8 protein-coding genes and 3 pseudogenes are annotated in these 14,378 nt (G+C 34.9%); 5 read left to right on the top strand and 6 right to left on the bottom strand.

The window, feature by feature from the left end; all coding sequences use genetic code 11:
* Window positions 1–249 precede the first annotated feature (249 nt).
* Window positions 250–2,127, bottom strand: a complete 1,878-nt coding sequence (locus tag JN080_RS16605; protein ID WP_256237106.1) for a XylR N-terminal domain-containing protein — start codon at window positions 2,125–2,127, stop codon at window positions 250–252.
* 633 nt (window positions 2,128–2,760) lie between these two features.
* A complete protein-coding gene (locus JN080_RS16600) occupies window positions 2,761–3,099 on the bottom strand; it encodes an ATP-binding protein (protein WP_256237105.1) in 339 nt (112 codons plus the stop codon).
* 197 nt (window positions 3,100–3,296) lie between these two features.
* Here JN080_RS16600 and JN080_RS29885 point away from each other — a divergent pair.
* Window positions 3,297–3,865, top strand: a pseudogene (locus JN080_RS29885) (tyrosine-type recombinase/integrase).
* Window positions 3,866–4,587: 722 nt separating this feature from the next.
* On the top strand, window positions 4,588–6,114 hold the full coding sequence (locus JN080_RS16585; RefSeq protein WP_256237103.1) for an arylsulfotransferase family protein: 1,527 nt from the start codon (window positions 4,588–4,590) through the stop codon (window positions 6,112–6,114).
* 235 nt (window positions 6,115–6,349) lie between these two features.
* On the opposite strand, the gene JN080_RS16580 is transcribed toward JN080_RS16585, so the two are convergent.
* Window positions 6,350–7,468, bottom strand: coding sequence for a GerAB/ArcD/ProY family transporter (locus JN080_RS16580; RefSeq protein ID WP_256237102.1), 1,119 nt, complete (start codon window positions 7,466–7,468; stop codon window positions 6,350–6,352).
* A gap of 491 nt (window positions 7,469–7,959) precedes the next feature.
* On the opposite strand from JN080_RS16580, the pseudogene JN080_RS29880 reads away from it, so the two are divergent.
* Both JN080_RS29880 and yppF read left to right on the top strand, forming a co-directional pair.
* Window positions 7,960–8,090: pseudogene (locus JN080_RS29880) on the top strand (DUF6584 family protein); the annotation flags it as partial.
* 374 nt (window positions 8,091–8,464) lie between these two features.
* Window positions 8,465–8,686 carry a YppF family protein gene (gene yppF / locus JN080_RS16570; RefSeq protein ID WP_256237101.1) on the top strand — a complete coding sequence of 74 codons (222 nt, stop codon included), beginning with the start codon at window positions 8,465–8,467 and terminating at the stop codon, window positions 8,684–8,686.
* 323 nt (window positions 8,687–9,009) lie between these two features.
* Here yppF and JN080_RS16565 read toward each other — a convergent pair whose 3' ends face one another.
* Entirely contained in the window at window positions 9,010–9,537 is a 528-nt protein-coding gene (locus JN080_RS16565) for a hypothetical protein (RefSeq protein ID WP_256237100.1), read from the bottom strand.
* Between the two features lie 717 nt (window positions 9,538–10,254).
* Here JN080_RS16565 and JN080_RS16560 point away from each other — a divergent pair.
* Window positions 10,255–10,728 (top strand): AAA-type ATPase lid domain-containing protein, encoded by a 474-nt coding sequence (locus tag JN080_RS16560; protein WP_256237099.1) that lies wholly within the window; start codon window positions 10,255–10,257, stop codon window positions 10,726–10,728.
* Window positions 10,729–10,749: 21 nt separating this feature from the next.
* Here the strand turns inward: JN080_RS16560 and JN080_RS16555 are convergent.
* Window positions 10,750–11,046 (bottom strand): annotated as a pseudogene (locus tag JN080_RS16555) (C40 family peptidase); the annotation flags it as partial.
* A gap of 1,189 nt (window positions 11,047–12,235) precedes the next feature.
* Window positions 12,236–14,113 (bottom strand): ATP-binding protein, encoded by a 1,878-nt coding sequence (locus JN080_RS16550; RefSeq protein WP_256237098.1) that lies wholly within the window; start codon window positions 14,111–14,113, stop codon window positions 12,236–12,238.
* Between the last annotated feature and the right edge of the window lie 265 nt (window positions 14,114–14,378).

Genomic DNA, 14,378 nt, shown 5'->3' with positions numbered 1-14,378 from the left:
CATCACTCCTTTTCTGCTTGACCTCTCTAAATCTTCGCGAAAATGGCCGTTAACAGGATTGAAGTTTGTGAAGTTTTTTAAGCTCTCTTTTAAAAAAGTTTACAAAGTTTTGCGAATCATAGCGTAGCACCCATGACTTCTATTATGAATAAACAATTACAGTAAGGAGAACAAAGGTAAATAGGGTGTGCGCGTATAAAGCGATCCAATGGGCTACCGTTGGCTGGGTTTGGGCGAGGTGCCCAAGTTTTAATCTAGCTCTAGTTCTCCCAAAACAAATAGAGACTGAAGGGCTATATAAATTTCATGTCTAACATAGGGAGCGTTAATGTCCATTTGCAAAATTTCATTTATGCGACCTAACCGATAACGTAATCCACTGATCGATAGATTCATCGCCCGTGCAGTTTTATGAACGTTTGATCCATTTTCCAAGTAATAATAAAGCGTTTTGGTTAACTCCATATTCTTGTTTTTATCTTCTTCAATTAAATTTCCTAATATTTTATATGCAAACTTTTCAATTGTCTCAAGATTATTTGTTTGCAGCAAAATCCCTACAAGTCCGAGGGAATCGAAATAGACTAAGTTTTGATGGCGATTGGCTACTTTTACAGCGGCAAGACTTTCATTATATAAGTTATCAACGTTTTCGATAGAAGGGGAATTCGAGCTAACTCCCATTTTTAATAAAAACCCGGAAGAAAGGCTTGAACAATATTCAAGCAACTGCTTGCAAAATTCTTCTGTATTTCTGTACGTGCTCAAAAGTGAGCTTTCTGTTAACAATATGATAAAGTTTTCCGCTCGTTGATCAATTAAAGCGTTTACATAATTTCTTTTAAAGAAGCTTAAAAGATTATTTATAAATTGATCATCAAATTCGATTTCATCATTGAGTATTCGGTGATACATGCGCCGATTAATAGCAATTACAAAATAGGGTTCTTCTAATCTAAAATCTATATAGTGTGCTCGTTTAACAATTTCGGGCATGGATAATCTTTTGTTTAAAATATCCTCTAAAAAACTTCCTTTCATGCGCTGCTCTGTATTAAAACGAGTCTTCTCATTTAACTGATAAAGTGAACATGCTAATGCCGCTTGTTCTAATACCATCTTGTCCACTTCTTTGAGCGTGGTTTCATTATAAAGAAATGAACAATATCCATAGACATTTTGGCCCAAATAAATTGGTGTTATCACTCTTTTATGGCTTTCGGAAATATCAAGCAACAGCGTTTGTTTAATTTCTTTCCATTTAAATGATTTCTTTTGTTGCTGATGACCTACCCACTTTTTAAATTCCTTTGAGTGTGACTGTGCCTGCTGAGCTGGAAGCCCTCCAACTGACAAAATGTTTAACTGGCGGTCTTCAATAATGACAGGCATTTTCATCGTTTGGTGTAAGACATCAGCGATAGATTTCATGCCTTTTTCGCGAAGTACTTCCTTAAATAATTTATGATGTACATGATATGTTTTGCTTAAATTATCTCTTTCAATTCTTAGCTTTTCATATGTTTCATCCAATTCATCGATGATGCGGTCAGCTTCATAGAAGCTAATTTCACTCTTGATGTCAATATCTTCATTCCATTCATCCACCGTTTTACCAACCCAATGACAATGGTCATCTCCCATTGCCTCACATTGAGTTTCCTTCACGATTACTTTTTTTCCTAAAATCGTTGATAGGTAACCGCTTGCATAGCCAACCAATGTATGACAGACAGTATGGTCACTAGAGCCAAAAAGCATTAGGTGCTCGTTTGCCTCATAGGAATTTTTCCAATTTCCTTCAAAATGTAAGGTTCCTTTTTCAAAATTAGCATTACATACTTCTACTTCTACTTCTACATGGCCATTTAATGTATGCATCTTAGGTCCGGCTAATAAAGGGTCAAGGTCATTCTCCCACTCCATTTCCTTTACCTTTAAACCATCACTTGCACCACAATTCCATCCATAACGAAGAAGGAACCCTTTAGCTCTAGGTAGCCCTAATGTATTAAGCAGTTCCTGACGTAGCGAACCGAAGGCGGAGCTGGGAATAGAAATCATTCGTTGAGATTCAAGAAAATTTAATGACTCTAACCTGCCAGCGTTTAATTCAACACGATTCAACGTTTTCACCGCCCCAGGAATGAATTGTTTAGGATGGTTGAATTAGATTCTTGGGATATGTCTTACAAGCCAGCGCTTAATTTAGTTCTCTTTCCGAATCGGGTAGTACAGCCTTCAAGCATTTTCCTTTTTTAAAGTCACCTGTTTCGACTGATCTTACAAAGTCCACATCCCCCACCCTTAGCATATTGTATAATAATTCCTTGGCTTCGTGAACCATCTAGAATCTGGTAGTTTACTAGCTCGATAAATTAGCTAGGAGTAAAATCGATCTACACAAAAATCGCTAAAATACCTACAAATCCGAGGAGTATCACGTATTTTCTGCGTCTATAAGAATTCCTGTCCTTATCTTTGAACTCCAGAACGGCTAATCAGCCTTCCCATAACCAAACTTTTCCTATACAAAGGAAATGATCCTTATTTTAAATAATCTCAAAAACCATCGTTTTTGAGGCAAATTAAAAAGAGGTGATTGTTCACCTCTTTTTAAGTGCATTTTTATAGCAAAACTCATATCAAAATCAAATTAACATTAACGGTGTTTTTTGATAACCGATAACCAGTAATTATGTGAACTTTATCTGTATGAAAATTTCAAGATCACACCATATTAGTACAAAATCATTAACATTATTTATACCACTCATCTTTAATTTTCGATATATCAACATCCTTCCACTCTTCTTTCCACAACTCCCAATAAGGGATATCATTTGAAGAAGGTGGTAAATCACATTTATCAATTTGTACAATCGAAGGTAGAACAACAGATTCTCCTATTAATAAAGCTTCACCGGGTTTTAATGAAGGCATTTTTTCAATAAGATTTCCCAGTGTATCGGGTAAAAGTTTTTTTACATAGCTTTGATCATTAGGATTTGTTAATCTCATTGCAATAAAATTATTACATTGAGAAAAAATGGTTTCAGATAATTCAGATGGCCTTTGACTTGCTAGCAATAATGTCACACCATATTTTCTTCCTTCTTTAGCTATTCTTTCAATAGATTTTTTAGAAGAGCGGTATTTTGATAAGTCACTGTTTGGTACATATTTATGTGCTTCCTAAAACCGTAAAAAATTCAAAGCCAAAAACGATTAATACGAAAATCAATGCCCTAGTCAAGTTTAATGATTTCCTCATTGAATCCAACGTACAGAAAGAAATGGTTCTGACAAAGAAAAATTATGTAAAGATTCAGCAGCAATACGCTTCACTGGCCAAAGTGGAATATAAGGACCTTGAAAAGTTCCGGCAAATGATTTTGGATAGTGGAAATAAGCGAAATTATGCCCTTATCACCCTTCTTGCTTATGCTGGATTACGGATTTCTGAAGCTCTAAACCTCAAAATGGAAGATTTTAATATTACGTCTCGTGAGATTCTTGTGACAAATGGGAAAAGCAGCAAATCAAGAACCGTGTTTATGAACGATAAAGTAAAAGCAGCTCTCCAATCCTGGTTAAAAGAACGTGAAAAGGAAGGGATTAAAAAAGATTATGTCTTTGTAAGTAATCGTAATAAACGCTGGATAGAACAACGATTAATAAGCTCTTTCAAGAATACGCTGATAAGTTAGGCAAAGAGATTACTCCACATGATCTTCGCCATTTTTTTTGTTCACATGCCATTAGTAAAGGAATGAGTATTCGAAGTAGCCAATCAAGCTGGCCATTCCAATATTCATACGACTTTGCTTTATACAAACCCAAGCAAAGACGATTTAATCAATAAAATGAATATTTTATAGAAGTGATAAAAAATGAAGCTTGAAAACATGAAAACAGTCGCTATTGATATTAAGGATTCGGTTTTGATAACGAGACAGAGGCAATTATGTATATAACTAAGGATATTTATTCCGACAGATATATAATTCTCATTCCTGTAATCACATTCGCTTGGGATATAAGGATGGAACGTCCAGAAAAGGATTAATATTAAAATCGAATATTGGAATAGGATCCTGTTAGGAAAGAGAAGTTAGTACAAGCGATAAAAGCAGCCATTTCGGATTTTGAATAAAAGGAGATGAATACGAACAAAAGCAATTTTGACGATCAGTACAGGATAGGCTAAAGTCAAGAAAATGTTAACTCGCATACATTTCCTCTATGTCTAACCCCTCCATCTTCAAACCTCTGCCTGCCTGACAATCTCTTTTGCCTTAGCACATATGATTGAACGAGGTCCGCCTGTTGTTTAGAAATGTCAAATCTTATAAAGATGGAGGATCATGTAATGAAGGGTAGAGTAGCGGCAATGACGGGCTTAAGAGAAATGACAATTAAGGAATATGAATTGCCGAAAGCGGAAAAAGGGCAAGTAATATACTACTCACTCTAAAAAATACTCGTCCTCAAGATACACACTTTTAAGATAGATTCATATACTTTTTTATACAACCAATTTTTGTTAGTTATGATTAGAACGATAGCAGGAGATGAAAATTAAAAATGGATTACAATATATCGGGGAAACCATCACGAAATTTCGCAAATAATTCAAACCAACAAGTATGGAATTTTGTTTCAGTCCCCGACTTACATCCCATGAAGGTTACTATAAATGTAAATAAACCCGGAAAAGCTCCCGGCTTAATATTCGTTGCACCATATACTCTTTATGGATCTACCATGATTGGGCAAACAGGCGCACTTATCATGGACCAATCTGGTAACCCAGTCTGGTTTAGACCGCTTGATAGTCGATATATACAAAATACGGACTTTAGAGTACAAACCTACTACGGGCACCCAGTTCTTACTATGTGGCAAGGAACTATATCAGGAACTCAATCTGCAAATCCAAATCTTCCCGTAGGGGCTCCTGAGCCTGGTGCTTATTTCCTAATCATAAATCAGAATTATGAAGTTATTAAGAAACTTACTGCCAAAAAGGGGTTCACTGCTGATATTCATGAATTTACTATTACAAAACGAAATACTGCTTTGTTTACTGCTGTGAAACAAGTCCCTGTAGATTTATCCCAGTATGGAGGTCCAGTAGATGGATATATTGATAATTACTCCATTCAAGAAGTCGATCTAGAGACAGGCGAACTCCTTTTCTTTTGGAATGTGCTTGAACATGTTAATCCGGCCTATTCAATGTTACCCCCCTCATCTGCAACAAGCTCCAATAATGTTTGGGACCCTTTCCACGTTAATTCAGTTGAAGAAGGGCCAGACAATACACTTCTTATTAACATGCGTAATATGTGGGCCATGTATAATGTTGATAAAGAAACCGGAAATATAATTTGGCAGCTTGGTGGAAAGCAAAGTGACTTTACTTTTGGTCCGAACGCTGCATTTTCTTGGCAGCATAATCCGCGCCATAGACCTGGAAACCGGATAAGTTTGTTTGACAATGCTTGTTGTGCATCACCAAGCTCTCCGCCTGAATGCCAAGCACATGGTTTAATCCTTAAGCTAGATTTCCAAAACATGACTGCAAATGTAGATCGAACTTATTATCATGATCCACCGCTATATGTTCCAAGCCAAGGAAATGTTCAAAAACTATCTAATGGAAATCAATTCGTTGGATGGGGACAGGAACCATATCTTTCTGAATTTAAAAATGAAGGTAATACGAAAGAAAATCCTTCATTAAATTTTATATACGATATGCAATTTCCTAATCAAAATCAATCTTATAGGGCATTTAAAAATAAATGGGTAGGTTTTCCAATTTATCCACCTAGTATTGCTGTAGATCTATTACGTGAAGACGAGGCGACTGTTTATGCCTCATGGAACGGTTCAACTGAAACTGTCGCTTGGCAGGTGCTATCGGGTCAAACACCATTTAATTTGTCAGTAGTGGTATCTAGCACCCCTCGAACCGGATTTGAGACAGATATAGAAGTTCATTCTGCAGGGCCATATTTTCAGGTCAATGCATTGGATTCAACTGGAAAAATCATTGGTACATCACGGACCGCTTATGTAAAAGTAAGAAAATATAAACGAAAATAATTTGGGACTTTACCTTTTTGATGTAATTTTATCGTTTAAAACTTATTTTTACAGAAACAATGATGGGTTTTCCACTTAACTGATTACGGCCACCGAAATGTACCGGTACTGACATGATATGTACCAAAGAGGATAGGAAATAAATAAAAAAGCCCTCACACATCAATGTTGAGGGCTCAGCGTTTCTTCATATTCCTTTACTATCCGGTAAAATGTAATCGAAAATCTAATTTATTCAATTAAGTGGCTGTTTAGTTGCTTTTGAAGCAGAACGTTTTAATTTAATTTTTCCAATCACTAACAATAACAGCGAAAGCATAAAACAAATGGTAAAGGAAAAAGGTGGTAACGCTTTAGTAATATATTGATTCCTACTGACGATATTTGAACTCATAAAGATGGCAAAGGGAATAATTAAAAACGCTAATGGAAAGGTAAGGAGTTTGTAGCTTTTTAAGCCAAATAATTGAGCTAACCCAAGCGAAAGTGCATAATAGCAAATTGTCAGCTTAAAATATACTGTCAACATCCAAATAATGGCAACAATGACTTCAATTCTTTGTAAAAAGGTCCCAATACTTATTTTTTTCGCTAACATATACGTGGGATAGGTTTGTCTTGCAGTCATACTGGCACCTAATACTAAAATACTCAGAGTAATCACAGTCGTCATAACAATTCCACCGATTAAAAACCCTTTATAAAAGGATTTTTTCATTTCTTCTTTTTTAGTAACATACGGCATGATCATTAAGAAGATGCCCATCTGTAAAGTTTGTCCCCAGTTAATGTATACATTCTTTATAATTGGTTTTAAACCTTCCCCAAAAACAGGCTGAATATTTTCTAATTTTATGTGTGGGATAATCAATAAGCATAATAAGACAATCAGTATAATAATCCACGGAAAAAAAATAACTGCCGAACGGCAAATAACTTCTAATCCTAACCGAACACCAATTAAGCTTGTAAGTGCAAATATGATCATGATCATCTGAATCGGAGTATCAACTAATATTTCCGTCGTAAAAAAATCCCCAATATCTCTAAGCTGTCCGCAAGCAATTAAGAAAACATAAAAAAGATAGGGAAGGGTCAAGATTTTCCCGATCCATTTTCCATATATTTTTTCATTGTACTCAACATACGTCATGGAAGAATAAAGGGTTGCTAATTGATTAAACACGAAAATAATAAATAAAGTTGTAAAAGTCGTAATGACAGCGGCAATCCAGGCATCCTGTTTTGCAGTTTCTGCACCTGGAGCCGGGACAACAAGTATGGAGCTTCCAATCGTAAATGCAACCACCATTACTAGAAATTCGCCGGCGTTAATTTTTCCTTTTTCGAGCATAATTTCCTCCAATAGTTCCGGATAATACTCAGTATCCCAATAAATTCCTAATTTATGACTACACTTAGAAATGATGGAGAAGGTTCAGCAGTATAAAAAGGAGCTTCCAATCGAGGATTCTTTTTGTGCGTATAAGTGGCACGTATGTGATGCTTTTCTTATTCAATAATCGGGAGCGATTCTACAGCATTAACCAGACCATAAAAATCAGCGTACATTATGTACAAAATGTACGCCTTTTTGGTGAAAATTCAACATATTATACATATCTAATTTGTAGGAGCCTTTTAAAATCAAGGAATTTTCACCTTCTTGATAATTGTTCCAGAATTGTGCTCTTTCCTTATGTTACGGGCCATTATCTTAAATAAGAGAAGGAAATATTAGAAATTGAATCGAAGCTCTAAGGTATTCAATTAACAGGGAGTGAAGAAGGAGGTGTGTTTTATAGAAAAGATACCTGTTCAACTATAAAGAAGATATAGGATGACATTGAAAAAAATGATTTAGGAAAAGCAAGAGATAGACTACACGGGTTAATTTCCACCTTTCTTAATCAATTAGAACTCCGTTGAAAGTTAGGGGATATTTTGCATTAAAATATCCATCCATGGCTGCAAAGCCCTTGAAAGCTCCAAGGCTATTTTTTTGCCCATTTTTAGTTGCTACAGGCGATTTTAAGCGAATTAATTTTAATTTAATGGATAACCTATCATTCAATTCAATTAAAAAGCACTGGTCAAATTACAAAAACAGATTATCAGTAACTTTCCTTTGTGAGCAGAAATATCTCCTAAAAATCCGATACGTTAATTACATTTCATGTGAATTATCTTGCGGATTAGAGAAGCTACCCTGTCACTATACCTATTATAAATATGTAAAAAAGTACCTCGTGTTTGAATTTTCGAAAAGATAAACTTAAAACGATATACATGTTATACTAATTGTAAACGCATACATCGTTCAAAAAAACCGATGAAATGAGTGATTACTATGTTATTAGAAAACCTAATACATCGTTTTGAACTAGTAAAAGAACGAAACCCATTACATGCCAATGAATTACTAGATTATATTCAAAAAAGTTATATTTATGGAGAATTATCTATTGTTGAATATAAAAAACTTTTTTTTGAACTAGACAAACTTAAAGCAGAAAAGCCAAATTCATTTTTTGTAAAACAAGACCTTTTCCCTTTGAAAAATGCAAATTAAGTTCTACACTCTAACAAATCACATTTTTAGTTCACTGCATATTATATTCATTTTGTCCCCTAAAACCTTGATTTACGGCATAAAATCCATCTTGGCAGTCATACCCAGGATGGATTTTTTTCCTGTTTGAAAAATCTTTTTGTTTAACTTGTTTGTTTCCATTTAATTAATCATTTGTACCATTTTGATTTAATTTCTTTTTTATATACTTATTGGATATAAATAACAATAGAAAGGAGAGAATTAAACATCCACCCAAAATCCCTTCAAAATCCCCCTTTTAAAAGTAATGACCTGTTCTTTTTTCTTCTTTTCTTTCCATTTTATATTTCCTCTATTCTTGTAATCTTGACTTCTACTTTGAACATATCAGGATTTTTCTCTAAAACGGTAATAAATCGTTTGAGATCTTGATGGAGAATAAACCCTTCATTCTCTTTTTCAAATTTCATGGTAAAGGCAGGAACAGATTCCAGAACGTTCTCACCAGCTGTAGCTACATATTCAGCAGTTTTTTGAGATTCTATAAAATTCTGTAATAATTGAGCTTGCTGCTCTACTATTAATTTTAACTTTTCTAATTCTTTTTGGGTATCAGTTAATTCTTCCTCTGTCTCTGCAGATGTCAGTGTCTCATTTTCCCCCAAAATTTCTTCTATTTTCGGCTCGATACCTGTATTCAAATCCATTTGTGTATGCTCATCAACATTTTCTTTAACTTTTGCCTTCTTTTTCTTTTCCTTTTCCAGGCTCTTTTTCAATGTGTATCGGAGGCTATAAACGCTTTTAACATCTTTCCCCCAAATCTTAGCAACCGAAGGCATATTAAAACATTCATTGTAATCATCCAATATTTGAAACTGCTTTTCTTTCGGCAGCAATTTTAAGTCCTGGAAGCTCATAGGTATCTGGATTGTTAAAAAATTTCATCAAATAGCTCCTCAAAGGTTTAATAAAAAGAAGAAAATGATCCCCCTGGTGGGCTCCAGTGAGGAACAACATAATGACCATAAGCTGTATTTGTTTGGTAAATGTGTGGCATTATGTGATGGGGAGAGTAGTATTGAGTAACATAATGAGGGTTAGAGTGATGAGTAGGGGTGTGGTTAAGGATATGGTGGTTATACTGTGCAATACACCCTTCAGGATGACCAGGCATTTTTCCAGTTGTTATATATTGAGTCAATTGTCACACTTCTTTCATAGAGTTTACTTTATAGTATGAAGTTAATTTCGTTGAGAATGGGATATCCCCAAAATTCCGCGAAAAACAAAAATGGCAGCAATTTTGGAAGTGGTTTTTTCAACCTTCACTTACTAACTAACTCTCTCTTGATCTTACCTACCTATCCAATTCTTCCTACATACTCTATACCCATTCACGTCTGTCCACTCTACAGGCATATATACTTCGGAGTAACGCATACCTCAGCACGTCATAAGGTACGTTGACGTGCTGAGGCCGTCAGGAAAATGCGGATTTACAGCGTTAAGGAAATTCCAAAAGTTCTAAACCAATTCCTGTTAACTATTAGGGTTATTGCTGCAACACATAAAGACTTAAAAATATGATTCGGGAAGGAACATTTCAAGAGGATTTATATTATAGATTAAATATTATCCCAATCTATATTCCAAGGGTAAGAAAAGAAGATATTATCCCATTGATCTATCATTTCTTAAAGGGTCTTAATTATAAATATGGATTAAATCGTTCTTTTACACATGAGGCTCTAACAAGTCTTCAAAACCATGAATGGCCCGGTAATGTACAAGAGCTTCAAAATATTGTCGAGCGTATTTCCTTGATAAGTACAAATTCTAAAATAGATATTCAAGACATCCAAAATGAAATGGCATTTAGCCAAGATAGAACCCAAAGTGCTCAAAGTGATATAAATACTGCAAATAGAGCATCTTCCGAGAAAATACAACCATTGAAATCAAAGCTTGAAGAGGTGGAATTCAACTTAATACAAGAAACAATAGATCTATTTCCTAGTGTTCGGAAAGCAGCATTAATTATTTTGGGCTTCGTTTAATTTAGGTTAAACTTTCACACTTTATATTCTCTTAACACGGCCTTTGAATTTTTCTTTCCAATAGCCTGTCGTCATATCTTCAATCGCAACACCTGTTGAGGTTTGTACTCCTATGAATTTTCCATTTCCTATATAGATACCGACATGTCCATCCGGTTTATAAGTATCAAAGAATACAAGATCACCTGGCTGCATTTCATTAAGGGATACCGGTTTTCCTAAATACTTTAAAGTATCCGTACTAGTGGATTCTAAAGGGGCGAGATTAACCCCTTCCTGGGCAAAAGCCCAATGAACAAAAGATGAACAATCAAAAACAAAATATAATCACCAGCAATTCTTTCCCATAACAACTTCTTTGCTAATAATTTTAGTGTAAGGGTGGCTAGTGAGTTTAGGATATGGAGAACTTCCTTCATACCACCAAAGAAGTGTTGTTTTTAGTATTAACAGTATACAAAAAAACTTGAGGAAAATTTGTTCTCAAGCTTTTTGGGTTTTATTTTTATTCTGAATAATTTTATACTGATTTTTTAACAATTGTAAGATACGGAAGATATATAAGAGAACCTTAACTCTTTTAGAGTATGCTTTTTTCTAATATAACTTGGCCAGGGTATATCCATAAAAATTTGCTCTGTCACTTTCACATCAAAAGCACCACAAAAAATTCCCAGAATTACCTTATATAAAATTATTACTGAATTATCTTCACAACTTACCAGTTCCGTTGCAATTATCGCAAGTTTTGTGGTCAACTCCAATTATCGTGTTAAACCAGATTTCCCCTTCACCATTACATACGGGGCATTCTTCATCATGTGTTAAAATTGGTTTAATCATAACAGTCCCCTCTTTATATTTTGATTTATTAAATTAAGTATTTTAATCCACACTGTATTCTGATCAATTTGAATTTAATAATTTTTTAAGAGAAGCATATATACTCTATATTAAACTATTTCTTCAAAAAGTGAATTAGGTAAAAAGTTGCTGATTTTTAAATAACGTGAATTTATTATATACAGTACCCCTAAAAGAATACAAACTGGAGGCCACTCTAGCCAATGTATACAAGGATTTAACCGCTGTTATGGAGGAATGTTCAAAAGCATAGTTGTCTTTACCATTTGCAGGTCTAGCTCTTCATCTATTAATAGATTCAATGGATGCAGTGAATAGGGATTTTGATATGTAAAAATTAAATAAGGTTGCTGTAACCAAGTACTAGCCATTATATCGACTTTAAAGAAAAGTAAACGTCAAGTAGCCCCAAATACAAGCTAAAAATTGTGTTTTCGGAGCTACTTTTTGTTTTCTTTCCTTTATGTTATTGTTTGCAATTTGTACTCTTACATTCCTTTGAAGAGAGCCTGCCTTTTATCAAGAAATGCTTGTGTCCCCCTCTTGTTTATCTTTAGACCCTTTGCATCTTCTTTGTTGTTGAAAATAAAAATGGTGCGGTGTGTTTAAGTCATAGCGTTGTTGTTAAAAAAGTTCTTCCGTTTTAATTGTTTCTTTTAAAGAATGGCTGAAAGTCCTGTAATGCTTGCTGAAGATCAGATCTTGTTTTTAATTCATTATCGACTTCAATGCCCAGTTCGATCATCGTGTCGGCAATTTCTGGGCTGATTCCGGTTAAGATGGTCGAGCAGCCTAACAATTTAATTCCTTTCACTATTTTAAATAAATGATTAACAACTGCGGTATCAACGAATGGTACACCTGATATATCAATAATTAATTGCTGTGCATTTAGTTCCTTTACACGTTGAAGTGTTTTTTCACGGATTTTTTTGGGTCGAAACGTATCAACAGTCCCGACTACCGGAAGAATACATACACTCTCAGCAATTGGAATGATCGGGACTGACAGTTCATCTACTGTGTCACGATGACTTTTTAACAATTCTTCTTTGTAGTTGACATAATAAGCAGTGTAGGAATCAATATAAAAATCAACGATATCGTTTACATTGCGCTCTAACGTAAAGAATTCCTCAACTGAAAGGGTATTGTTGGATTCAATGTAAAACGATTTTATCGCATTCCAAATAAAACCTCTCGATGATTGGAAAAGCTCCCATATCAAATGAATTGGAAACTCCGTTCTTGCAAGTTTCACACCAAGTTCTCGGGCAGCCTCCATGATATCTTCCATATTTAATTGACTAATATTTTCTGACACAAGCTGCATGATTGGATGGCCGTTTTCTTTAAGGAAATCTAGATAGCCGTTTTCTTTTAGTAAAGATGTAGTGTAGCTTTTATTCTTTTTCAAATAATCCATCCATTCTTCCGTATAAAAATCCATATTATTTTTTAAGAACTTTTCCAGCTCAGTTGTTGACTCAATTGTTTGTACCATTGAATGCCCTCCTAAAAATTGATTTGAGTGAGATCGTGCTTTCGGAAATGATAGAAAAAAAGTAGTTCCTTGTCCTTCTTCACTTGTGACACGTATTTTGCCATCGTTTGTCCGGATCGCGTTAAAGACCTGTGCTAAACCCAAACCTTTACCGTCCTGTTTCATAGTAAAGAATGGGGTGCCAAGCAACCGCAGCTTGTCTTTTGGTATGCCAATGCCGGAATCGGAGATTTTGATGTGAATTTCCTGATAATCCTCATACTGCTCAATCATTAAGGTGCCGCCTGAACTCATCACTTCAAGAGCATTTTTAATTAAATTAAATACAGCTTTTTTAATTTGGTCCTTACTAGCAAAAATTACCGAACTTTCATTCATAAATTTTTTGATTACGTTAATATCATAAAGCTGGGTTTGAAATAACAGCAAAATGGATTCAATTTCCCAACATAAGTTAAAGGTTGTTGGTTTTTCCTGAACGAATTCCGGTTTTGAAACACTCATTAAATCATTTAAAATATGAATAGCCCTGTCCAGCTCACTTTGGGCAATTTGCGTATATTCTTGTTTATACGTCTGCTCCAATAATTGGAGAAACCCTTTTACCGCCGTCAACGGATTTCGAACTTCGTGAGCTATACCGGCAGCCATTTCACCAATTGAGGACATTAAGTGGTTATTCCAATTATTCTGTTCGTAAGAACTTTCCAAATTAGCAATATTGAACATATAGACATGAATTTTATCCAGCTTTTCTTCGTTGAATGACCGATGAAATAAGAAAAAGTATGGTTGTGTGTCAACGGTTACGATAAAGTCATTCGCTCTGCCCATAAAGCATTCATGTAGTTTTGTTTTAATTTCTTGATTTTTAATGCGGTGAAATAGGTAGTTTGTGTCGTCATCATCCGACAATAACAGCTTTTTTCCTTCACTGTTAAACTTTTGGATCACACCATCGGGATTTATTTCGATAATTCCATAAGAGATCCCATGAGTGGTAGGTAAATTAACCAAAGCGATTAGCCTGCCCTTCTTTTAACCATTACGGCCCTAACTTTTATACCAAGACCGACTGTATGTAACGTAATTACAGGAATGTCTTAGCTAATTTCTTTAGTTGTCCTATCAGTCTATTTGACATCAATGTTTCTATTTTACTTGGTTCAGGCTCTATCCTTTTAGCATTTGGCAATTTAAGAGGAGTGCGGGATGTGATTCCATATCCTTTCGACCCCCGTGTGGCAGCACATGTTGCATCAGCAGTTGCTGACGCCGCGAT

Source organism: Bacillus sp. EB600 (genome assembly GCF_024494385.1).
Taxonomy (GTDB): Bacteria; Bacillota; Bacilli; order Bacillales; family Cytobacillaceae; genus JAEVLT01.
Note: the sequence above shows the minus strand (reverse complement) of the source record. Positions and strands in the feature narration are given on the sequence as shown.